The sequence below is a fragment of the Paenibacillus sp. VTT E-133280 genome, assembly GCF_002264385.1.
Taxonomy (GTDB): Bacteria; Bacillota; Bacilli; order Paenibacillales; family Paenibacillaceae; genus Paenibacillus_AQ; species Paenibacillus_AQ nitricinens.
In genome coordinates, this window is record NZ_NFUX01000007.1 from 41,418 (window position 1) to 63,626 (window position 22,209).

Consider the following 22,209-nt stretch of genomic DNA (forward strand, 5'->3'; position numbering starts at 1 on the left):
TAATTACATTGTAGCATAGCTATTCTAGCCTTAGAATAAAGAGCATAACAGGACCGGTCCTAAATGCGCGCAACACTTTGGAGGTCATACTGATGAATAAATCTTCTACTCAAAAAGCGATCATAGCTGCGGTCTTGAATGCTGTTATTGTCGGATTTTCTTTTATATTTGTAAAAATGGCCTTAACCGTCTCTGACCCATTCGATACATTAGCTCACCGTTTCACATTATCTTTCCTTGCCGCTTCGTTATTTACATTTCCAGGGTGGCGGCGGGTGAAGTTCGGAATATCCAAGGCAGCAGTGGTAATCCCACTTGCTCTACTATACCCTTCGTTGTATTTTACGCTTCAAGCCTTCGGGCTTCTGCATACAACCTCATCTGTAGCAGGCATTATTCAGGCGACCATGCCTATCTTCACCATCATTTTGGCGACGTTGTTCTTGAAGGAAACTACGAGCGGCTTTCAGAAGATCTCTACACTAATCTCGGTTGCGGGCATTATTCTTATCTTTGCCATTCCGGGTGTCAGTATATCTTCCTCTAGTCTTTGGGGAGTTTTACTCATACTGATCTCAGCATTATCCCTTGCCGGTTATAACGTCGCAGCCCGAAAGCTAACACGTACCTGGAGTCCCAAGGAACTTACCTATATGATCACTTTATTCGGGTTTATATTCTTCAATGGACTTTCCATCATTAAGCATGGTTCGGCAGGAACCTTGAATCAATATTTCACACCTTTTCAGGAGCCTAAATTCATATTCTCCATGATCTATCTTGGGGTACTCTCCTCCCTCGTGACCTCCTTCCTTTCCAACTACGCATTATCTCGAATGGAAGCATCCCGCGTGAGTATCTTCGGCAGTCTTTCGACGGTTGTCTCTATTCTCGGCGGTGTGCTTCTGCTGAATGAACAACTGGAATGGTACCATTGGACCGGCACCGTGATGATTATCGCCGGGGTAATCGGAGTGAATTGGCGCAAAAAGGCTAGGCTTCAAGTAAAGAGTGGAATTGAGTTGGATTAGAGGGAACCTGCAGATTTGCAGGAATTATTGCTTAGCCATTCTTCGTATCATGAAAAAAAGACACCCCTCGAGGTGTCTTTTTATACTTTTACCTTTTCAATATCTCAACTTTGTACCCAGCCGCGTTAATTGCTGTTACTTAGCTGTTTCTAGATCCTTGATCTTCTCTTTATAATGGTCCAACAGATTAGCCAGAGCTTCCTTAATCACGGTGGCATCCTTGGATTTAGCTGCACTATTCAGATCTTCTTGAGCTTTGAAAAAGGCTTTATCAGCTTCACTAAGGTCTGCCATGGAAATTGCTATTGAAGTCGCTGCTACAGCTTTAATGGAAGTAGTAGTGAATTCGGTATCCCGCTCCATATCATCAGGCAATACTAATTGAGCACTGTGGCCCGCTTCAATATAACTCACTGGCAGAGCATCGTCGGATAAAATTTCTTTTGTGAATTGAACTCCCTCCACCGGTTGCGCAGGCACAAGCCCGGTAGCTCCGGTCACACTGAATCCAGCATTCTTATAATATTCGTCCAAAGTTTTCTTCCAATCTTCTAGGGTATTAGGTGCATAGGTCTTAGCTAGCTCCAAAGGATCTACCCAATCCATCTTAGTTAAGGTTACAGAAAGTGCTCCACTCGTTGCTGGAGTAACCACCGCTGCTTTTGTTGATTTCGCGCTTTGATCCTTAGCTTCACTAGCTGCGTTCACTGCAGTCGGTGCGGCAACTGCGGACACTAGTAGGGCGGACAACGCTAACTTTTTAAATAACATCTGTTGATTCATAAATACAACACTCCTCGTCGATTTGAATGATCTTACAAGTCCAAGCATACAAAAGGGGTGTGGCATAACATTGGTTAATTTGTGGAAAAACGATGGCAGACCCCTATACCCACCTGCAGATTGATATACTTGTAGAAGAATAATCTGGAGGTAACGAAATGAATACCAACTATCTCATTGCCGTAGTAGACGATGATCAACATATACGTAATCTTGTAGAAGCTTATTTACAAAAAGAAAATTACCGCACGATTGGCCTTGGCAGCGCTGAGGAAGCATGGACCTTATGGCAGACAAGCCCACCCGATATGTGGGTGCTCGACGTAATGTTGCCTGGCATGGACGGGTACGAGTTTTGTCGGCGGATTCGCAATGAAGCCGAGGTACCCATTATTATGATCTCCGCAAGAGATAATGAAGTGGATAAAATATTAGGCTTAGAGCTTGGCAGTGATGATTATCTGGTCAAGCCATTTAGCCCCCGGGAGCTAGTTGCTCGCATTAAACGCCAGTTACAACGCTGGTATAAAATGAGTAATCCTGTGGAACCCGCAATTAGTAGCCCACACCTATCTACGCAAATTGAGGTTAGCCACCTACAGTTATTATTGGATGAAAGACGAGTGTTCTGGCATGGAAAGGAGATTGAACTCACTAGCAAAGAATTCACCCTTCTAAAAGTGTTCGCAACTTCTCCGAATCGCGCATTTACAAGAGATGAGCTACTAACTCATGTATGGGGCGATGACTATTTCGGGAGCGACCGTGCCGTAGACCATTTAATTAAACGAATGCGAAAAAAGCTGGATCTGCTGCCGATTGAAGCCGTGTGGGGACATGGCTATCGCATGCGTATTGAGGAAGGAGTGGAAATCAATGAAGCTAGCTCATCAGATTAATTTAGCTTTTAGCATTGTATTGGTGTTACTCCTGTCTATTACCGCTTTCGTGATCCACTTCGTGCTGCTCAATCATTTCGTTGGAACACAAAAGGCGGAATTACGAACCCTTGGTACAGCCATGTCAGCCACTATGATTCAAGAGAGTGCACAAAGGGCCGATATAGAGACTGAAATCCGTACATTGCCTGCGTTCATGCCCTCCTCTGTAGGCGCAGCAAACGTCGAAGCCATTCTTAGCGATGAGACAGGAAAAGTATTGTCCACCTCATCGAATATGAGTTCGATCACGTTAGACTCCACTTCGCAGTTTGTCGCAGGTCAGACCTCTGATCTCCAGAGCATTTGGAATGGAACAGATACCAGATATATAACAGAAGTGAAAGCCACGCCGATAGGTACGCTAACTCTGCTAACACCCATGAGCGCAGTTACAACGATTGAACAAGCGTTGCTCAAAAGACTACTGATCGTTTTCGGTGCAGCAGGCGCATTTATGTTCCTATTTGCTCTATTTATCACAAAAAAACTAATCCAACCTCTAATGAAGCTACAGCAAGAGCTGAAAAAGGTAAAAGAACGCCACTTCTCAGAAGTTAAGCTGATTAAAGCTGGTGGAGAGATTGGCGCTGTTGCTAAATCTGTATATGACATGGCTGGCGAATTGAATCGATTTAACCACGTGCAGAAGCAATTTTTCCAGAATGCCTCCCATGAATTAAAAACCCCCCTGATGTCTATTTCTGGTTATGCTGAAGGGATCAAGGATGGCGTCTTCGAAGGGGAAGGCATCGATAAAGGTCTGGATATTATTATGAGTGAGAGTAGTCGTCTGAAGAAACTCGTTACGGAGATGACCCTACTTGCCAAGCTGGATAGTGAAGAGGATATATTTAGATCTAGCGAGATCTCTCTGGATGATTTAGTCGTAGAAACGATTGAACGTATGAACCCTCTTTTGATGAAAAAAGGGCTGACTCTACATGTAGCCTACGATGATTGTAAGCCACTTACGATCCGGGCTGATAGAGATAAGCTGCTGCAAGCCCTTCTGAATGTAGTTTCCAATGCCACTCGTTATGCCAACAAACATATCTACATTCATGCTTTTATTAAAGATGAACAAGTTCAACTATCCGTTAGTGATGATGGTCCTGGCATTTCAGAAGACCTGCTTCCGTACCTGTTCCACCGATTTGTTAAAGGAAAAGATGGGGAATCAGGATTAGGCCTAGCCATATCCCGTGCGATCGTCGAGCGCTCCGGAGGTCTGATCACGGCGGGGAACCGTAGAGATGGTGGAGCGATAATTTCCATAGGCTTCCCTTTATTTATCCATAATTAATTTTAAACTCATGAGGTGGGAATGATATAAATTTCACTTCATAGTAAAGTTAGTTACTAATTTGGGTAAAGTATGGAGAAGAACAATTATCCCTTAATACAGATAAGGGTTTGGACATGCGGCAACATTTTTTTCAAATAAGGAGATGTCAACATGAATAGACTCGAAGGGAAAGTTGCAATCATTACAGGTGGAGCTGGCGGTATCGGTAAAGGAATGGCCATGGCATTTGTTAAAGAAGGCGCCAAGGTAGTTATTATCGATCTCAACGAAGAAGCTGGTAACCAAACCATTAAGCAATTACAAGCATATCAACCTGAATCAATCTTCATTCAAGCCAATCTAATGGAGCACGATAAACTTTCAGGTATTACACAGCAGGTGGCTGAGAAGTTTGGAAAAATAGATGTTTTGGTCAACAATGCACATGCATCTAGAATGAGTTCGATCGAAGAAATGACACAGGAGGATTTGGATTTATCTTTTAACACCGGATTCTATCCTACCTTCTATTTCATGCAAGCCGCACTACCTTATTTAAAAGAAACTAAAGGGAAAATCATAAACTTTTCATCGGGCGCTGGGATTAATGGCGATGTCAATCAAGGTTCCTATGCGGCCGCAAAAGAAGCCATCCGCGGAATTACTCGTGTAGCCGCCAATGAATTTGGCCCATTCGGGATCAATGTAAACCTCATCTCTCCTATCGCTAATTCACCTGGCATGATGGAGTGGGCAGAAGCGAACCCAGAGTACTACCAAAGCATGATTTCGAAGATCCCTTTGAGAAGACTGGGCGAGCTGGAAAGTGATATCGGCCGTGTTGCAGTATTCCTAGCTAGCGAAGATTCCGACTATATTACGGGTCAAACGATCATGGTCGATGGGGGATCGATTAAATTACGATAAATTATACTCTATCCTATGAATGACTAAGAGATTTCCTTTTTTGGAGATCTCTTTTTTGCCTTCAATTCTCCTTATTATTCGTTTAATGACCTTCGGATTTAGGGTAATAATAAAGTAACATGCTATTTATGCATATGCATAATCTAAAACATCCTGTGTGACCCGGAGGTATTAAAATGAACAAGTTTGACGCTATTATTATTGGTTTCGGTAAAGGTGGAAAGACCCTTGCCACAGAACTAGCTAATCGAAAATGGAAAGTAGCCGTGATTGAACGCTCTAAGAAAATGTACGGTGGAACTTGCATTAACATCGCCTGTATCCCTACGAAATCCTTAGCTTATCAAGCCCATCAAGGGGAAGATTATATAGAAGCGGTCCATAATAAGGATCAGCTTATTTCAAGTCTACGCCAAAAAAATTACGATAATCTAAATCAGAACGAGAATATAGAAGTTATCAATGGTGAAGCTTCCTTCTTATCGGATCACGAAGTCCAAGTAAAGGATGCAGGTGAGACGAAAATCTTAACCGCCGATAAAATCTTCATTAATACGGGCGCTGAAACCATTATCCCTACTATTGATGGGATACAAGATAGTAAGTTCGTATATACCAGCACATCTATTATGGATCTTAAGGAGCTCCCAACTAAACTAGCCATCATTGGTGGTGGTTATATTGGATTGGAATTCGCTTCGATCTACAGTCAATTCGGCTCACAGGTTACGGTGCTGGAGGGTTCCTCGAAATTCATTCCTAAAGAAGACCGCGATGTCGCGGACGCCGTCCTCCAAACCTTTACCAAGAAGAACATTGAGGTCAAACTGAATGCAAAGATTATAGGACTGAAGGATGTAAATGACGGAACCATCATCTCCTATACTATAGACGGTACTATTCAAGAGTTGGAAGTCGATGCTGTGTTAGTTGCAACGGGGAGAAAACCAAACATTGAGGGTTTAAATTTAGAAGCCGCCGGTGTTGAAGTGACCGATCGGGGGGCCATTAAGGTAGACCCTTCTCTAAAAACCACTGTTCCCCATATTTGGGCTCTCGGCGATGTCAAAGGCGGTTTACAGTTTACCTATATCTCACTAGATGATTATAGAATTGTAAGAAATGATCTCTTCGGGGATCATTCCCATACCACAAATGACCGTGACGTTGTTCCATATAGCGTATTTATTGATCCCCCACTATCCAGAGTAGGAATAAGTGAAGAAGCCGCCGTGGAACAAGGACTTGAAATCAAAGTCGCTAAGTTACCTTCAGCAGCTATCCCCCGTGCCCGCTTAATCAATGAAACCGAGGGCTTCCTAAAAGCAATTGTAGATGCAAAAACCAATAAAATCCTAGGAGCTACATTGTTCTGTGCGGAATCCAGCGAAGTGATTAATATCGTGAGCATGGCAATACAAACAGGGCAAGATTTTACCTTTCTGAGAGATCATATCTTTACTCACCCTACAATGAGTGAAGCTTTGAATGATTTGTTCTCACAGATCGAAGAATAATACTACATGCATGGCAAACAAAAAGACACCCACACGGGGTGTCTTTTACTTTTACTATATCACACGATGCTGAACCCACTTCTTACCCATGAAGCGCCGTAGAAATATGAATCCTCTAATTCCCCACTCACAGTTCATAGCTAACCAAACCCCAAGTAGACCGAAATCGAGAACAATCCCTAAGAGGTATCCGAGTACTACACGGAACAACCACATACTCAACATAGACACCATAGATGTGAACTTGGAATCCCCCGCTGCTCTAAGCGCTGACGGTGTTATGAAGCTAACAGACCACAGCGGTATTTGTACGATTGTATTAATAAGTACAATTATGAAGATATCCCTCACAATCTCTGCAGGTGGATGGAACATCGACACTAGCGGATGGAAGAAAGGCATAACTAACAATCCCATCACCACAAAGGAAAGGGAAGATGCTACGAGAAACGATTTAATAAATTTCCGGGCATCCTTAACATTATTGCTTCCCATACATTGTCCGACCACTGTAATAATCGTCAAAGACAGCGCATTACCCGGAATTTGCATAATCCCCGCAAAGGAAGAGGCAATAGCGTTTGTAGCAAGCGCGTAAGTACCGAGACTGACGATAAAGACTTGCGTCAGAATCTTACCACCATTAAAGAACATCTGCTCTGCCGCAAAAGGCATACCGATGAACATTATTTTTTTGAGCATAGAGAATTGAACAACCAATAAGTCACGAATTCGAATATGCAATTCATTGTCCATCCGGAACAAATAATAAAGAGCGCATATCGCACCCAAATATCGGGCTATATTTATAGAAATGGTCATCCCAAGAACGCCCATATGCAAAAGGTTAATAAATACGAGATTCAAGAGGACGTAAACTAAATTCATAATGAGCGATAGCGCAAGCGAGGCTCTCGTCCTTCCGATTCCTCGAAGAGCACCACAAACTGCCTCTACCACAGCTATTCCAAGATAGGAGATGCAGCTCCCAATTAAATAGATTCGGGCGTTGTGCATTACCTCTGGCGAGGCCGCTCCAAATAGTAAGTTGAGCAGCGGATTGTGAAAAAGAATGCCAAACATACCAATAACAAAAGCCATAAGGGAAACCGATGAAGTGGCGCCTGCGGTAGCTTTTGATACCATAAGACTATTGCCGCTTCCTTTATACTGCGCTACGACAACCGTACCACCTGTTGATACCGCGATAAACACACTAATGAGAAAAAGATTAAGGGAATCAATCATGTTCACCGCACTGATAGCCGCCACACCGGACGAACTGATCATGGCCGTATTCACTAGATTTAGCCCCACTATAAAGGCCTGATCTACCAGAATAGGGATAAATAAAGCAATCATATGGCGATAATCTAACGATTCTCCTGAAAAATATTTTTCAAGAAACCGCACACTTCGCTTCGTATTGACATTTACAATAGGTTCCATCTTCGCTTCACTTCTTTTACATTAGAGTTATCCAAATTTGAAATATCCTTATAAATAGAAAAAGGCTCTTCAGGTTGAAGAGCAATTCAAAAGTACAGCTAATTTATAAGCACTTAGGTATGCGGTCGAGAGGACTCGAACCTCCACGGGGATTAACCCACACGGACCTGAATCGCGCACGCTAAAGGGAACCAAACGGAAATCATGTCCATTCAGGGGAACCAAAGAACCGCGAAAAGCCTATAAAATCAAGAGGTTTCGGCGTTTCACATCGCCTTTCTCTAGTGCCACATCGCGTCTCGGGAATTCATCAAAAAGTGAGCAAAATTGGACGTTTGAGAGAACTCGGAGAGAACGACACTCGAATTAGCCCTGCTCCACTACCATCGGCAAATTTTAGCGGAGCAATTAAAACCACAGTTAATTACTCAAGGGGCCGCTAATTGTGACGGTCCCTTTTATGATCTACTAAACAATACTTGACTCTCTGATCAGCCACATTCCACAAGACATTTAATAGTAACTCACAATCCCGCGCAAAGGCGAAGGCGCTGCCAGCTAACCGACAGCGCCTTATTATTTATGCCGAACATGTTCGCTCAACTTGAGCTGCAACAGTTCGGCCCGTCATGGCTCAAGGCTTGATGGCACGTATCGCGGCGGACACCAGGTATTGTTCGACATTTGCGCCAGGAATCCAATCCTTGATGAACGTCCGGGATTCGTCTTTTGGTTCGATCTCAATATGGGTAAAACCACTTTGCGCAAGCATGGCCTCCAATTCGCCTATGGAAGAAGCTCCGGAAATACACCCCGAATAGATACGGTCGATATCCTGCTTGATTTCTTCCGGAAAATCGGCCGTTGCCACGACATCCGATATGGCCAGTCGGCCCCCGTTACGCAGCGCACGGAACGCCTCGTCAAACACCTGCTGCTTCGACGGGGACAGATTAATGACACAGTTCGAAATAATCACGTCCACCGAGTGGTCCCTAACCGGCAGATGCTCGATCTCTCCCAGCCGAAATTCCGTATTGGTAAATCCGCTTTTACTGGCATTTTCGCGAGCGCGGCTAACCATTTCCGGTGTCATATCTACACCAATGACGCGGCCAGAAGCGCCCACCTGACGGGAGGCAAGAAAGCAATCAAACCCGCCGCCGCTGCCCAGGTCCAGCACGACTTCTCCCGGTTGCAAAGCGGCAATAGCTTGCGGATTGCCACAGCCGAGGCCAAGGTTCGCCCCATCCGGAACGGCTGTCAGTTCTTCTGACGAGTAGCCTATTTTAGCGGAAACGGCCGCGGGCGACTCACAGCAAGCATTAGCTGACGCTGGCGTACAACAGGACCCCGCCCCTACGTCCTGTAAGGCGATCTCCTTATACCGATTCCGAACGTTTTGACGAATTTGATCATTACTCACTTGATTCATGAAAGATCACTCCTTAGTTTTTTTATACATTCATCAGCAGCTCGCAGCGCAGCAGGTCGTTGGTGTTGCACGAATGATTGGCCGTCGGTTAAAGAATCGGGCCGATTGCTTTGGCATAGCTTCTGACCATTTCCACGCTTCTCTAGCAGATCGTTCGATTTCCCTTTGGTGTTGTTTCATGAGCATTTCCGCAGCAAACCAATTGAGGTTCAAGTCGGTCCCATCCTTTTATCAAAAAATGTAAGCATTCAGTGTTTAAGATGATGCAAAAGCTTTTTAACAACAAACTGCGCGTCCGGCCCCACCCCCCTTAAGGTAGCAGAAGCAAAGGAACGCTGCCCTTCCAGCCCAACATAATAAAGCCCCGGAACGTCGCTTATGCCTGCTTGATGTAACGGCCTTCCTTCCGCATCCAGCGCGCCAATCGCTTGAAGGTAGGGAAGATGCGGCCGGTAGCCTGTCGCAAAGATCACCGTATCCACCGGCTCTTTTGTCCCGTTCGGCCAAATGACGCCATCCTTGTAAAAGGACGTGAACATCGGTTGTTGATCCGGTTTTCCTGCCGCTACTTTTTCTTTGTACCCGCCCGAATCGTTCACCGCACTTGAACTCGGCGCGGTTTTCCCGAACCGCCAAAATGGAAAGGTGTCAAACCCAATCAGTTTGATCCAAAAATGCACATCCTGGCCCCATACCTTTTGTTTCACGAACTGGACCGGCCGGAGTACAGCTAAAGACGTCTTGCTCACCTCGGCCAGTTCAACACCGATCTGTACGGCAGAATTGCCGCGCCCGACCACCACTACACGCTGACTGCGAAATGGCTCCGGATTTCGGTATTCGGAGGAATGAAGCGTGCGGCCTTGAAACGCCTCCTGCCCCGGCAAAACTGGCGTATAGGGATTGTGAAAGGTGCCGGTCGCATTAATGATGGTGCGCGCCCGAAAGGTATCCCCTGCCGTCGTACGGACCGCAAACCCTTCTCCATCCCTTTCGACCGATGCAATGCGTTGATTGGTTCGGACCGGCAATTGAAAATTTGCCCGGTAATCCTGTAAATAACTAATGACTTCATCACGCTTGGGATAGCCATTCGGATCGCCGGGGAACTTCATACCTGGCATCGACGAAAAGCGTGCCGGGGAGAATAGTTTGAGACTATCGTAATAACGCGGCCACGAACCGCCCGCCTCGTCACTCGCGTCCAAAATCAGAAATCGAAGTCCTTTCTTCTGTAGATGATAACCGGAAGCAAGACCCGCCTGCCCCCCTCCAATGACAATCGTATCCAATACCTCATTCATACCCATTACCCTCCTAATTATTTGCAATTTGCAAGTATAAGAGAAAAGAAATCACCCGATGGGGGTGGAACAGCATAAGCTGGATTTTGACATCGCTTCATTCAAAAGCTTAATGGAGCGAATGACCGTTTCTTTTTCAAAATCGTTCATGTGAGAGAAAATCTCTGCTAAATAAGCGTTACATTGCTGGTCAATCGTTGTGGCTACATATTTGCCTTCTGTCGTGAGAGAAAGCACATATACCCTTCGGTCGTTGGGATCGGGCGATTTTTTCACTAAGTTCATTTTGATTAACGATTGGATTTGTCGGCTAAAGGTCGTTATATCGGTTCCTAACGCCTCGGCTACCTGCTGAATGGACGGTTGATGCTGACGATCGATCTCGTAAAGAATATGGCTTTGCACTAAGGAAATATCGCAGCCACCGGCGGAGCAGCAATTTTTATTGAGAAACCCAAAACGGCGTGTCATGATCTGAAATAGTTCGCGAACATTTTCCACTGTGATTCACCTCATGTTTTAGTTATACAATATTTATTTGCAAAATGCAAATGTTTTTAATCACACAAAAAGAAAACCACTCGGCTGAGTGGTCTCTTGCTTGCTTATTTACCGGGATATAGTTGGTGCAAAGATTCTCTCTGTGATGGCTTAATATCAATGATGTTGCGAATGCTCTTTGCCTTGGCCTCGGCTTCGTCAAGCGTATCGCTTAATCCCAAAGCAAGTAAGGTGCCAGCGGCTACCGTACCTGTCCGTCCTTTTCCTCCGCCACAATGAAAAGCCACTTTCTTATTTTGATGAAAAGCTTCGGTGACGGCCTGGATCGCTTGCTCGAAGGCTTTTTCTTGCGGCATAGCAGCATGATCTGCTAACGGAATTTGAATCCATTCCGCACTCGCCGCTGGATAGGCGCAATCCGTCGCTTCGCCGCGCAGATCCACGATCACGTCGATACCTTCATTTTTTACCATCGATTCAACATCGGCTGCCGCGCCCATAAAAATTTTATCAGGAATCAAAGCATGGTAGGTTTTTTCAGACGCCATGGACTATACTCCTTTTTTAAACGATCCAAACTCAATCGGAACCGGGGCCGCTGGCGGCGCGCAGCACAGGGACAAATCCCTGGCTTCTCCGGCGGATTCGAATTCTGAATCTTCTTTTGTGTAGAAAATCTCCCAAGCGTTGCCGTCCGGATCATACACCCAAACTTTATCCTGCACCGCATAGCAGCATGTGGTATTCATCTCGTCAATCAGTAGCAGTCCGCTTTGACGAAGCCTCTCCCCCATGGCCAGCACTTCTTCCGTATTATTCACTTGAAATCCCAAGTGGTTCAGTACACCCTTTTGTTCGAAGGGACGTACATTGAGCGAAAAATGAAGCGCCGGTTCTTCTAACTCGAATTTGGCGTAGTTATCTTTAACCTTACTCGGTTCTGCCCCAAAAAAAGCGCGATAGAACTCCAAAGACTTGTTCAGCTCCGTACAGTTTAAAGCAACATGCATTCGTTTGATCATCGTCGCCACCTCATTTCCCTTCTTTGACGAATTGTTCAATCCGGCTCTTAATCGAATCGCGAACGGTGCGGAACTGGTTCATGATTTCGTCTTCCGTTCCGGTTGCTTTTGCCGGATCATCAAAACCCCAATGCCATTTCGTTACGTTCTTGTTGGAGATCACAGGACAATGCTCGTCGGCATGGCCACACAAGGTAATGACATAATCGGCGCGATTCAAAATGTCCGGATCGATCACATCGGAGGTGTTTTTGCTAATATCTACGCCAGCTTCTTGCATGACCTGCACCGCACGCGGATTTAGTCCGTGTGCTTCAAGACCTGCGCTTTTGACTTCATATTTGTCGCTGCCAAGTGCGTTTAAAAACCCGTCCGCGATTTGGCTTCTGCAAGAATTTCCGGTGCACAAAAAATAAATTAACGGTTTTTTCTCCATGGTGAACAATCTCCTTTGATTTCAATTCGTTAATCGCCTTGATGAACTCTTTTCGCTTGTTTACTTCTCATAAAAGTCTTCATGATCATTGCAACTACCACTAGGACGATCACGATCACCGCGATACATAACCATACATTCACCTGTAGCGTCTGGATAAGATAAAGCCATACATATAGACCGGTGAGCGTAATGAACAGCGTAGGAATGGTTAACAAAATGCCGACTTTAAAATAATAGCCCCATCTGATTTTCACGTTTTTCGTGGATAGGACATGCAGCCAAAGCAGCGTTGCCAGTGAGCCGATTGGCGTAATTTTCGGTCCTAAGTCCGAACCGATCACATTCGCATAGATCAGCGCCTCACGAATGAACCCATCGGTTTGCGTGCCTTGGATGGCCAGCGCATCGATCATGACCGTGGGCATGTTGTTCATAATGGACGACAGGATGGCTGCAATAAAACCCATACCTACGGTAGCCACAAATAACCCTTGGTCTGCGACCGCTTGAATGACGCTGCCCAGTGCATCCGTAAGTCCGGCATTGCGCAAGCCATAAACGACCACATACATGCCGATAGAGAAGATCACGACAGCCCAGGGAGCGCCTTTTACCAGTTTCCAGGTATGAATCGCAGGGCTTTTTCTCGCCGCGAACAAAAAGGCAATCGCGGCAACCCCGGCAATAATGGATACAGGGATCGAGAAAAATTCGCTGATAAAATACGCAACAAGCAGCGCGGCTAAAATGACCCAAGATAACTTAAATAGCCGCATATCCTTGATGGCTTCCTTCGGCTTTTTCAGTTGCTTAAGATTGTAAGTGTTCGGGATACTCTTCCGGAAATACAGATACAACACAATGAGGCTCGCAATGACGGAAAAGAAATTCGGAACAATCATGCGGCTCGCGTATTCCGCAAAACCGATGTTGAAATAATCCGCAGATACGATGTTAACCAAGTTGCTGACGACAAGCGGTAAAGATGCCGTATCCGCAATGAACCCACTGGCCATAATAAACGGCAGGATCATCTTTTCATCAAACTTAAGTGCCCGGACCATGGCGAGTACAATCGGGGTAATAATCAAGGCCCCGCCATCATTGGCAAACAGGGCGGCAACCGCCGATCCCAGCAGGATGATAAATACAAACATGAGCAGGCCGTTTCCGCGTGCCAGCCGCGCCATATGCAATGCAGCCCACTCAAAAAATCCGATTTCATCCAGCACCAGTGAGATTAAAATAATGGCCACAAACGCCAAGGTAGCGTTCCACACGATACCGGTTACGGTGCCGACGTCCGCGAAGCTGACCACACCAAAGAGCAAAGCTAGGATCGCTCCGGCACTTGCCGACCAGCCGATATTTAATCCTTTCGGTTGCCAAATGACAAAAAGCAACGTTACCAAGAAAATGAAAATCGCCACATAAACCATTTATGCTTCCTCCTGAACTACGTACAGCAATCATTGGTTTCGCAAACGGCAGGCTCAATCAGCGCCGCTTGCGAAGGAATTTCTTTTAGAATATCCAAAATATAAGGCTTGTCTTCCAGGCAGAGCGAATAATAAACCCACTGTCCCCTGCGAGACTCTTTGACCAGGCCCCCGTCCCGCAGCTTGCGCATATGCTGACTGATATTGGGCTGGCTCGTTTTCAAAATGTCCACGATCTCGCACACGCACAGTTCCTTCACCTGCAACAAGGCTACGATAGTGAGTCTGTTCCGGTCCCCCAATAGCTTCAAGGCATCCGCTACTTCTTCTAGTTTGCTCAACTGCTTCACTCCTTTTAAGCGACGGGAATGTCCATCCCTTTTAACAACCCGATTACTTTCTCCCGAATCTCGTCACGCGCTCTCTTCACGTCTTCCAGGTTGCCGCCGTCTACAGCCAACGGGTCGGGGATGTTCCACTCGACGTTCATGATCTTAAACGGTACGATAGGACAGCGTTCTACAATTTGTTCGCACAACTTGACGATGGCATTCGACGCTAGAAAAAATTTCATATCGATTTTTTTGCAAACATGCTGGGAAAGATCGATGCCTACCTCGCGCATAGCTTCAACGGTGTAAGGATGCACTTCTTTCGATGGTTCTAATCCGGCACTCTCCACCACCACATGATCCCCGCCATAAAACTTAGCAAAGGCTTCGGCCATCTGACTTCGGCACCGATTTTGCCCGCAAAGGAAATAAATCCGCGTAACATCCCGTTTCATTCTCCCACACTCCCCTACCCCTTGTAAATAGCCATATAATTATTTGCTTATTTCAAATATGATTTTACATGCCAATTGTTATCGCAGTATTAACGTTGAAAAAGAAAAAAGCAGCCGCCGGGGAAGGAACTGCGATGTTTTCGATTAATTTTCACCGGGTGAAACGATATAGAGGTTCGTAAGATTGACAAGAAATTAGATCTTGTCAAGGCTCCGGATGAATGACGTGACATTGCCCAAACAGCAGGCTCCTTGTGGGTTATTAACCTCACACCCACAGCGACCAGCTTGAATTTGTTCTCTTATATGGTCAATTGGATTCTGATTTTCCTGAACGGCTTGTATTAAGCGTTCTCTTGTCCATCCGAAGCAGTAACAAACGGGTACTTCCAATGCAGCGTCTTTTTGGAACACCGAAACTTTGAGCATATCTTTGCCAAATGTCTGCTCATCACTAAAATAGACAACTTCGCAAGATGAATTCGCGCAAAAAGTGTAAGTTAATTCAGGGTATATTGTTTCTAACGCGGTTGGTTGAAGCAATGATTTGAGCGTAATCAATTGAATAGTTTTGCCCTTTTGGTAACAAACAGGGCATTGAATTGATTTTGTTGGATTATCAGTGGAAGTTTGACAGCAGCTATGCATTTTGTATCACTCCTTGTGCAGTCTTTAATTCATCACTGTTTTAATAATGGGGCATTCACTAAATATCTTTGTTTTCGGGGCATCTTTCTTTAAGGTCTACCAACATCCGTTCAATTCTTCGGAGGCCTTCAATTTTACGCTGGATGTCCTCTATTTTTTGAACAGTGAAATCATACATATCGCGGCACTTTACTTCATCCCGATCAACAACACCTAACAATTTGTCAATTTCATTTAATACGAATCCCAATTCCTGCATGCGTTTAATAAATGTTATACGATCGGCTGTTTGTTCTGGATATATTCGGTAGCCTGAATCGGTACGAGAAGGTTCTGTAATTAAACCGATTCGTTCATAATACCGGATAGTTTCTTTGTTAACGTTACATTTATCAGCAAGTTCTCCGATACGAAACTGCATTTGCTTCACCTCACACGTAGTATAAACCCTGTACTTAAGTACAGGGTCAAATAGATATTCTTCCTCTTTAATTAAAAAGAATTCATTACCGAGAATGTTTGTGCACCCACATTTTTTTACATCGCTTTTTGGGAAGTCCTTAGCGTACAGAATTTCCGAAATGTTGGCGTTACCATATATACGCTTCGCCTTTCGCTTCAAGGACGTAAGCACTTTCAATTATATTTTATTACATTGACTTTGCGGGTGGAACTAATATGGGGGAGAAAGTACACATGAAGCTGGGATATGGCCGTGTGTCGGCTAAAGATCAAAAACCGGAACGACAGTTCGTCAAGTTCCAGGAGTTGGGCATCGAGGACCATTTGTAAATAGTTTGTATTTGTCTTGTGATTATTTAGGCTCTTGCCCATTACTGCAGGTTTTGCACTCCTTTATATAGGCAGTTGCATATGATAAAAAAGTAAACACTGAATCATAAGAGGAGAATGAGTATGTTCCATAAATCATGCCATCACTATCAATGGCATAATCCGATGCATAACAGCTGGAATAACAACTATCGGGATTATAATCCTCACTATTACAATTGGTATAATACTGATAGTAATCCCTACGGAAAAATGAAATTAAGAGATTATGGACAAAGTCCACTTGTAGTGAATATTGACCAGGCAGCAAAGCAAAACAAAACTTACCGTACCGCTTTATGGACAGGAAAACATTTTCAAGTAACTCTGATGAGTATTAATGTTGGCGATGATATCGGTTTAGAAGTCCATCCGACAACTGATCAATTCATACGTATTGAAGAAGGTCAGGGACTTGTTCAAATGGGTGATAGGAAGGACAAATTGGATTTTCAAGTAATGGCCTATGATGACTATGCAATTATGATACCTGCTGGAAAATGGCACAATGTAACCAACACAGGCAATACCCCCCTTAAAGTTTACGTTATCTATGCGCCTCCTGAGCATCCATATGGTACAGTTCATGAAACAAAAGCAATTGCACTGTCTGCTGAAGGTTAGTTAAATCCAATTATTCCAACTTTATTTCGTCCCGGTCCGGAACCCAGGCCGGGTTAATTGGGGTATTACCAGCGTCACTGTCACGAAGTCCAAAAGTATGGAACAAAATAGTTTGTTGAATATGACTCATAAATTTCCAAGAAGGCCGGGTGGTATCAGCTTCGCTGGTACTCCCCCTAAGGCAGTCTATATTGGACTAGATCAACTCTCCAAATAGCGATATAGTGTAGTTTTACTAATTCCCGTCTCTTCCTTTATCTGTGCAAGACTATACTTTTGACTCTGATACATATGAATGGCTCGTTTCACATTCTCATCAGGCTTTCGCGGACGGCCAGGACTCATTCCTTTTTGTTTCGCCTCATACAATCCCTTTTTAGTATTCTCACTAATGACATCACTTTGAAAATTCAATAAATAATTTACGCTGTCATGAAATGAGTATCCTGATGATTGATTCGTATTTATCCCTTCGCCAACAGTATAGAGATATGACCTTTTTTCATTTAATTGATTTAATAGCTCTGCTAGATGCCGGGTAGAATCCGCAAATGAAAATAGCCTTGCAACAACAACTGTATCCCCTGGTTGAAGTTCATTCATCATTTTTATTAACATTACTCTTTTTTTAGGGGATGAATGCTCCTCAGTGAAGAATTGGTCACAATTCAGTTCTTTCAAAGTCTCTATTTGGATTTTACAATTTAAATCATCTTGATAGGGTCTCATATAACCAATTAACATAACGTGCCCTCCTTACTGCAGAAGCCCTTTTGAAAGCATACCACAAAAAAGGGACCTAAAAGGTTCCATTTTGGTCCTTTTGGTGATAAAATGAATGAGCCTAATACGGAACCTGACTTTTATGAGAGTTAAAAGTCACACTAAAAATAAATAAGGAGTGGAAGTAAACGTGGTTGAAAGAATAAAAAGAGAGTGGTTTTCAAACATAAGGGGCGACATACTTGCTGGAATTGTTGTCGCTTTGGCTCTCATTCCAGAAGCGATTGCCTTTTCCATTATTGCCGGTGTCGATCCTATGGTTGGTTTATATGCCTCTTTTTGTATCGCAGTCATTATAGCCTTTGTAGGCGGTCGTCCAGGTATGATTTCCGCCGCTACTGGCGCGATGGCTTTGCTGATGGTACCTCTAGTTAAAGATTACGGATTACAATATTTATTAGCCGCCACTATACTCACCGGGATCATACAACTTATTTTGGGATTATTCAAGATTGCAAAGCTAATGAAATTTATTCCTAGAGCCGTCATGATCGGTTTTGTTAACGCACTCGCAATCCTGATATTTATGGCGCAGGTCCCTCATTTTGTTGGCATATCAACTCTGACTTATGTGTTTGTTGCTATTACTTTGATTATTGTATATGTATTGCCTCGTTTTTTCAAAGCCATACCAGCCCCATTAATCGCTATTATCATCCTTACATCGGTTGCCATCTGGGGACATTTAGATTTAGGAACGGTTGGGGATTTAGGAAGAATCACTCAAACCCTGCCTTCTTTCTTTATCCCGGACATTCCATTTAATTTTGAAACACTTCAAATCATCTTTCCTTACTCTGTCGCTTTAGCCATTGTCGGATTACTGGAATCGTTGCTTACATCCTCTATCGTTGATGATATGACAGGAACAGAAAGCAACAAGAACAGAGAATCCAGAGGACAGGGTATCGCAAATATTATTACAGGTTTCTTTGGCGGTATGGCTGGATGTGCCATGATCGGTCAATCTGTAATCAACGTCAAATCAGGGGGCCGCGGCAGGTTGTCCACGTTAGTTGCAGGTCTGTTCTTAATATTTCTGATTCTTGTATTAGGCGGATTGGTTGTACAAATACCGATGCCTGTTTTGGTTGGGATTATGATTATGGTATCGATTGGCACATTTGATTGGACATCATTTTCGTATCTGCGTAAAGCTCCAAAGACGGATGCTCTTGTAATGTTGACTACGGTCATTATCGTTGTGGCAACTCATGACCTCTCCAAAGGCGTTATAGCCGGTGTTATTCTTAGCGCGATCTTCTTTGTGGCCAAGATTTCAAAACTAGAGGTTAGAAGACGACAGACCAGCAAAGAAATCATATTTGATGTAACGGGGCAATTGTTCTTTGCTTCTGTGGAAGGCTTCATAAAAGCCTTTGACTTTAATATCGCTGAGGATGTAAATATTGTTATTGATTTCTCTCATGCACACATTTGGGACGATTCTGGCGTAGGCGCAGTAGATAAAGTAGTCATCAAATATCGTGAAAACAATAATCATGTCACGATTAAAGGACTAAATGCATCTAGTAAAAAAATTATAGATAAGTTAGCCGTATACCAAGATGCAAATGCTCAATTAAAAGCACACTAATGTAGGGGAGAGATGAATATGTATCAACGTATTTTACTCGCTGCTGATGGGTCAAAAAACTCGATTCGGGCAGCCCAGGAGGCTGCAAAAATTGCATCCTTGATTCCAGATTCCACCATTGAAATCTTATTTGTAGCAGACTTATCCAAAATTAAAAGTGAAGTCTTGCATTCTCAAAATCATGAGGAAATAGAGTTGAAACGACATCAAAAATTGCTTCCTATTGCAGAACAACTTTCTGCTAAAAATGTTAATCATGAAACAAAGATTATTACTGGAGATCCTGGTCCAGCTATTGTGGAATATGCAAATAATGAAAAAGTGGACTTGGTCATTATAGGAAGCCGCGGGTTAAATGCCTTACAGGAATTTGTTTTGGGTAGCGTAAGTCATAAAGTGGTTAAGAGAGTACAGTGTCCAGTTATTGTTGTAAAATAATTGATCCCAAGATGTTGGGAGGGTGTTTGATTGAAAAGCAGAACAACAGTATTGATAAGTATTGTACTCGCCCTATTAGTTGCATCAATGGATACAACGATTATGAATACAACAATGCCAATCATAGCAAAGAGTCTTGGTGGGTTTGAATTTTTTGCGTGGCCGTTTGCCTCTTATATGATCGCGACCACCGTGTTCGCTCCAGTCGCAGGTCGATTATCAGACTTGTTTGGCCGGAAACGAGTCTTTGCCTTTGGCATTGTTTTATTTTTAATTGGTTCTATACTGTGCGGTGTGTCGCAAACGATGGTACAGCTTGTTATTTTCCGTGGAATTCAAGGTATCGGTGCTGGCTTCATGATGCCTTTTCCAGCTATTATTGCAGGCGATCTATTTTCCATTCAACAGCGCGGAAAAATTCAAGCCTTGGGGACGTCAATGTGGGGACTGTCCGCAGTCATCGCACCGCTGTTAGGCGCATTTTTCGTGGAGTATATGACATGGAGATGGATTTTCTTTATAAATATCCCGATTTGCATTCTAACGTTGCTCACTTTATTACCATATAATGAGGAGTATACACCCAAAAAAGCACGTATCGATTATATTGGTGCACTTTTGTTTATTATTGGAGTCAGTGTATTGCTTCTGGCAACTGTCGTTGAAAGCAATCAAATCCTCTATGTCAGTGTTGGCGCAATATTCATCATTGCCTTTTACTTCTTTGAAAAAAAGCAAGCATCACCACTCGTTCCCCTTTCCATTGTTAAAGATAAAACGATTCGCTGGATGAACATTAACGGTTTCCTTGGTTGGGCGGCCTTATTTGGAACCGCAAGCTATATCCCATTGTTTCTACAGGACATAACCAAACTCTCCGTTTTCCAAAGTGGCATCGCATTACTAGGAACTGCCCTTGGTTGGATTTCTGCATCTGTTCCGGCGGGAAAATGGATTTTGAAATTTGGTTATCGCCGTCTGTTTATTATTGGAAGTATTCTGCTCGTGACTTCCGGAGTCTTCCTAGCTTTTTTGCACGATGGAAATGGATTTTGGTATGTATTTTTTGTTTTGATGATTCAAGGTTTCGCTTTCGGTTTATTATCGACAACAGGCGTTATCGGAGCCCAGCAGCTTGTTGAACCGCATGAAAAAGGAATTTCAACTTCATTTATGATGTTTGCTCGTAACATAGGAACAGCAATAGGCGTAACGATCATGGGGGCAATTCTGACGAGATCAGAAGATTTTATGAGCGGAATCCATCACATATTTTTGTACGGATTGATCGGAAGTATGATTGCCCTACTTACTACATTTTTTATCAAAGATCGTACCGCGGACACTGTACCCGAAGGAAAGATATAAGCCCTTCTTATTTCTAGGGGTAGTACCAGCGAAGTGTCAGTTATCCAAACTCCAAAAGTGGAATCCCTTGTTAAATAAGGGCTTCCACTTTGTTTACATGTATTTAATGTAAGACGTAATCGTTGGTTCCTAAAATGGGCAGAACCGGAACAATGGTGTTCAATTAATGCTTATTCCCCTTATTATTTACCGGTAAAATTAAAATAGAACTCTAAGTTCTAATACCAAAAAACAGATTCGGAAACTTAAAGAAAATATTCACGGGGTTATGCCTATAAGAGCCATACTGGGGCAAGTGTCAACATTGTATCGGCGCTTTCCTTACGTGAGATAAAGTTGCCCGGACGGTGGAACCCGGACCAAACTCAACTACCTGTTGTTTAAGTGAACGCAATACGCATAATTCGTAAATCGCGCGATCGGAGTTCATAATTAGATACAAAACTTTCATTTATCAGAATGTTCCTCTTCTTTTCGCTTCTTAGAATGAGTCTTGTTTGTCTTCAAGATAACAAAAGAACAGATGATTAAACCAAAATAAACAACACTAACCATCAAAATTCCAAATCCATTGGAGCTCAAAATCGACCTCCTTTCTATATTGAATAAATGATTCGAAGGTCAGCGTCCCACCACTTTTCTCAGGGTAGTCATTCGAACTCCTTATGCTACTGGACAAGGCAATCACACCCAACCGCTTACATTACATCCTTCACATGAATAGCTAACTATTCATCTGGTCGATCCCATTTTTTAGAATACGCTTTACTAGTTGCCCATATGGTAATCCATATAATAAAGGCGGCTACTCCAAAAACCGCGATATAAACAAGCAACATACTGACACCTCCAGATTAATACCATCGGTTTGACTACGACTTGATAAATAAATACACTATAATTCCCAGTGCAATAAAGGTAATAATAAAGTTGAAGATCAAAAAGACATCACAAGCTTGTTTGCTTAAATAGAGGATACGATTGTTGGAACACTTTTCTATTATCCGCCCGACAATCATGGCAACCTTTTGATTTCCGATATTGTCCAGAAACCGTTGTT

23 protein-coding genes and 1 pseudogene are annotated in these 22,209 nt (G+C 43.5%); 9 read left to right on the forward strand and 15 right to left on the reverse strand.

What is annotated here, in order from left to right; genetic code table 11:
• The first annotated feature begins 92 nt into the window (after nt 1-92).
• Nucleotides 93-1,031 (forward strand): DMT family transporter, encoded by a 939-nt coding sequence (locus CA600_RS04980; RefSeq protein WP_094869213.1) that lies wholly within the window; start codon nt 93-95, stop codon nt 1,029-1,031.
• Nucleotides 1,032-1,166: 135 nt separating this feature from the next.
• On the opposite strand, the gene CA600_RS04985 is transcribed toward CA600_RS04980, so the two are convergent.
• Nucleotides 1,167-1,814, reverse strand: coding sequence for a hypothetical protein (locus CA600_RS04985; protein WP_094869214.1), 648 nt, complete (start codon nt 1,812-1,814; stop codon nt 1,167-1,169).
• A 158-nt stretch (nt 1,815-1,972) separates the two neighbouring features.
• Between CA600_RS04985 and CA600_RS04990 the strand changes: the two genes are divergently transcribed.
• The 4 genes from CA600_RS04990 (at nt 1,973) to CA600_RS05005 (ending at nt 6,484) form a co-directional block, all read left to right on the forward strand.
• Nucleotides 1,973-2,713 (forward strand): response regulator transcription factor, encoded by a 741-nt coding sequence (locus tag CA600_RS04990; protein WP_094869215.1) that lies wholly within the window; start codon nt 1,973-1,975, stop codon nt 2,711-2,713.
• Entirely contained in the window at nt 2,691-4,058 is a 1,368-nt protein-coding gene (locus CA600_RS04995) for a sensor histidine kinase (RefSeq protein WP_094869216.1), read from the forward strand. The genes CA600_RS04990 and CA600_RS04995 overlap by 23 nt, the downstream gene beginning before the upstream one ends.
• Nucleotides 4,059-4,211: 153 nt before the next feature.
• On the forward strand, nt 4,212-4,967 hold the full coding sequence (locus CA600_RS05000) for an SDR family NAD(P)-dependent oxidoreductase (RefSeq protein WP_094869217.1): 756 nt from the start codon (nt 4,212-4,214) through the stop codon (nt 4,965-4,967).
• Nucleotides 4,968-5,143: 176 nt separating this feature from the next.
• Nucleotides 5,144-6,484 (forward strand): FAD-dependent oxidoreductase, encoded by a 1,341-nt coding sequence (locus CA600_RS05005; RefSeq protein WP_094869218.1) that lies wholly within the window; start codon nt 5,144-5,146, stop codon nt 6,482-6,484.
• A gap of 54 nt (nt 6,485-6,538) precedes the next feature.
• Here the strand turns inward: CA600_RS05005 and CA600_RS05010 are convergent, their stop codons facing one another.
• The 13 genes and pseudogenes from CA600_RS05010 to merR1 form a co-directional block, all read right to left on the reverse strand.
• Entirely contained in the window at nt 6,539-7,933 is a 1,395-nt protein-coding gene (locus CA600_RS05010; protein ID WP_094869219.1) for an MATE family efflux transporter, read from the reverse strand.
• Nucleotides 7,934-8,567: 634 nt separating this feature from the next.
• The gene (locus CA600_RS05015; protein WP_094869220.1) at nt 8,568-9,368 is read right to left on the reverse strand and encodes an arsenite methyltransferase; all 801 of its coding nucleotides are present in this window, start codon (nt 9,366-9,368) and stop codon (nt 8,568-8,570) included.
• Between the two features lie 33 nt (nt 9,369-9,401).
• Nucleotides 9,402-9,581 (reverse strand): hypothetical protein, encoded by a 180-nt coding sequence (locus CA600_RS31125; protein ID WP_179281536.1) that lies wholly within the window; start codon nt 9,579-9,581, stop codon nt 9,402-9,404.
• A gap of 35 nt (nt 9,582-9,616) precedes the next feature.
• Nucleotides 9,617-10,672, reverse strand: coding sequence for a flavin-containing monooxygenase (locus CA600_RS05020; protein WP_094869221.1), 1,056 nt, complete (start codon nt 10,670-10,672; stop codon nt 9,617-9,619).
• A gap of 51 nt (nt 10,673-10,723) precedes the next feature.
• The gene (locus tag CA600_RS05025; RefSeq protein ID WP_094050813.1) at nt 10,724-11,173 is read right to left on the reverse strand and encodes a MarR family winged helix-turn-helix transcriptional regulator; all 450 of its coding nucleotides are present in this window, start codon (nt 11,171-11,173) and stop codon (nt 10,724-10,726) included.
• 104 nt (nt 11,174-11,277) lie between these two features.
• Nucleotides 11,278-11,721 carry a protein-tyrosine phosphatase family protein gene (locus CA600_RS05030; protein ID WP_094869222.1) on the reverse strand — a complete coding sequence of 148 codons (444 nt, stop codon included), beginning with the start codon at nt 11,719-11,721 and terminating at the stop codon, nt 11,278-11,280.
• Between the two features lie 3 nt (nt 11,722-11,724).
• The gene (locus CA600_RS05035; RefSeq protein WP_049869721.1) at nt 11,725-12,195 is read right to left on the reverse strand and encodes an ArsI/CadI family heavy metal resistance metalloenzyme; all 471 of its coding nucleotides are present in this window, start codon (nt 12,193-12,195) and stop codon (nt 11,725-11,727) included.
• A gap of 10 nt (nt 12,196-12,205) precedes the next feature.
• On the reverse strand, nt 12,206-12,631 hold the full coding sequence (gene arsC / locus CA600_RS05040; RefSeq protein WP_094869223.1) for an arsenate reductase (thioredoxin): 426 nt from the start codon (nt 12,629-12,631) through the stop codon (nt 12,206-12,208).
• Between the two features lie 29 nt (nt 12,632-12,660).
• Complete coding sequence (locus CA600_RS05045) at nt 12,661-14,073, reverse strand: arsenic transporter (RefSeq protein WP_094869224.1); 1,413 nt, start codon at nt 14,071-14,073, stop codon at nt 12,661-12,663.
• Nucleotides 14,074-14,090: 17 nt separating this feature from the next.
• Nucleotides 14,091-14,414 carry an ArsR/SmtB family transcription factor gene (locus tag CA600_RS05050; protein ID WP_049868158.1) on the reverse strand — a complete coding sequence of 108 codons (324 nt, stop codon included), beginning with the start codon at nt 14,412-14,414 and terminating at the stop codon, nt 14,091-14,093.
• Between the two features lie 14 nt (nt 14,415-14,428).
• Nucleotides 14,429-14,860, reverse strand: a complete 432-nt coding sequence (locus tag CA600_RS05055) for an arsenate reductase ArsC (RefSeq protein WP_049868159.1) — start codon at nt 14,858-14,860, stop codon at nt 14,429-14,431.
• 195 nt (nt 14,861-15,055) lie between these two features.
• Nucleotides 15,056-15,508, reverse strand: coding sequence for a putative iron-sulfur cluster-binding metallochaperone (locus tag CA600_RS05060; protein WP_084781433.1), 453 nt, complete (start codon nt 15,506-15,508; stop codon nt 15,056-15,058).
• 24 nt (nt 15,509-15,532) lie between these two features.
• A pseudogene (gene merR1 / locus CA600_RS05065) lies at nt 15,533-15,929 on the reverse strand (mercury resistance transcriptional regulator MerR1).
• Between the two features lie 494 nt (nt 15,930-16,423).
• On the opposite strand from merR1, the gene CA600_RS05070 reads away from it, so the two are divergent.
• The gene (locus tag CA600_RS05070; RefSeq protein ID WP_084781435.1) at nt 16,424-16,963 is read left to right on the forward strand and encodes a cupin domain-containing protein; all 540 of its coding nucleotides are present in this window, start codon (nt 16,424-16,426) and stop codon (nt 16,961-16,963) included.
• 201 nt (nt 16,964-17,164) lie between these two features.
• On the opposite strand, the gene CA600_RS05075 is transcribed toward CA600_RS05070, so the two are convergent.
• A complete protein-coding gene (locus tag CA600_RS05075; protein ID WP_049868160.1) occupies nt 17,165-17,707 on the reverse strand; it encodes a recombinase family protein in 543 nt (180 codons plus the stop codon).
• 169 nt (nt 17,708-17,876) lie between these two features.
• On the opposite strand from CA600_RS05075, the gene CA600_RS05080 reads away from it, so the two are divergent.
• From CA600_RS05080 to CA600_RS05090, 3 genes are read left to right on the forward strand one after another with little or no spacing between them, the layout of a single operon-like run.
• Complete coding sequence (locus CA600_RS05080; RefSeq protein WP_094869225.1) at nt 17,877-19,343, forward strand: SulP family inorganic anion transporter; 1,467 nt, start codon at nt 17,877-17,879, stop codon at nt 19,341-19,343.
• A gap of 18 nt (nt 19,344-19,361) precedes the next feature.
• Nucleotides 19,362-19,781: a universal stress protein gene (locus tag CA600_RS05085; RefSeq protein WP_049868162.1), complete on the forward strand. Its 420-nt coding sequence runs from the start codon at nt 19,362-19,364 to the stop codon at nt 19,779-19,781.
• 30 nt (nt 19,782-19,811) lie between these two features.
• Nucleotides 19,812-21,149 (forward strand): MFS transporter, encoded by a 1,338-nt coding sequence (locus CA600_RS05090; RefSeq protein ID WP_049868163.1) that lies wholly within the window; start codon nt 19,812-19,814, stop codon nt 21,147-21,149.
• The last annotated feature ends 1,060 nt before the right edge of the window (nt 21,150-22,209 follow it).

Bases quoted from the DNA above. Each gene is read 5' to 3' on its own strand.
- CA600_RS04985 (WP_094869214.1), bottom strand. From the start codon at position 1,814: ATGAATCAACAGATGTTATTTAAAAAGTTAGCGTTGTCCGCCCTACTA.
- CA600_RS05035 (WP_049869721.1), bottom strand. From the start codon at position 12,195: ATGATCAAACGAATGCATGTTGCTTTAAACTGTACGGAGCTGAACAAG.
- CA600_RS05075 (WP_049868160.1), bottom strand. From the start codon at position 17,707: ATGTTAATTGGTTATATGAGACCCTATCAAGATGATTTAAATTGTAAA.
- CA600_RS05015 (WP_094869220.1), bottom strand. From the start codon at position 9,368: ATGAATCAAGTGAGTAATGATCAAATTCGTCAAAACGTTCGGAATCGG.
- CA600_RS05010 (WP_094869219.1), bottom strand. From the start codon at position 7,933: ATGGAACCTATTGTAAATGTCAATACGAAGCGAAGTGTGCGGTTTCTT.
- CA600_RS04995 (WP_094869216.1), top strand. From the start codon at position 2,691: ATGAAGCTAGCTCATCAGATTAATTTAGCTTTTAGCATTGTATTGGTG.
- CA600_RS05085 (WP_049868162.1), top strand. From the start codon at position 19,362: ATGTATCAACGTATTTTACTCGCTGCTGATGGGTCAAAAAACTCGATT.
- CA600_RS05000 (WP_094869217.1), top strand. From the start codon at position 4,212: ATGAATAGACTCGAAGGGAAAGTTGCAATCATTACAGGTGGAGCTGGC.
- CA600_RS05005 (WP_094869218.1), top strand. From the start codon at position 5,144: ATGAACAAGTTTGACGCTATTATTATTGGTTTCGGTAAAGGTGGAAAG.
- CA600_RS05070 (WP_084781435.1), top strand. From the start codon at position 16,424: ATGTTCCATAAATCATGCCATCACTATCAATGGCATAATCCGATGCAT.
- CA600_RS04980 (WP_094869213.1), top strand. From the start codon at position 93: ATGAATAAATCTTCTACTCAAAAAGCGATCATAGCTGCGGTCTTGAAT.
- CA600_RS05060 (WP_084781433.1), bottom strand. From the start codon at position 15,508: ATGCATAGCTGCTGTCAAACTTCCACTGATAATCCAACAAAATCAATT.
- CA600_RS05055 (WP_049868159.1), bottom strand. From the start codon at position 14,860: ATGAAACGGGATGTTACGCGGATTTATTTCCTTTGCGGGCAAAATCGG.
- CA600_RS05045 (WP_094869224.1), bottom strand. From the start codon at position 14,073: ATGGTTTATGTGGCGATTTTCATTTTCTTGGTAACGTTGCTTTTTGTC.
- CA600_RS05020 (WP_094869221.1), bottom strand. From the start codon at position 10,672: ATGAATGAGGTATTGGATACGATTGTCATTGGAGGGGGGCAGGCGGGT.
- CA600_RS04990 (WP_094869215.1), top strand. From the start codon at position 1,973: ATGAATACCAACTATCTCATTGCCGTAGTAGACGATGATCAACATATA.
- arsC (WP_094869223.1), bottom strand. From the start codon at position 12,631: ATGGAGAAAAAACCGTTAATTTATTTTTTGTGCACCGGAAATTCTTGC.
- CA600_RS05030 (WP_094869222.1), bottom strand. From the start codon at position 11,721: ATGGCGTCTGAAAAAACCTACCATGCTTTGATTCCTGATAAAATTTTT.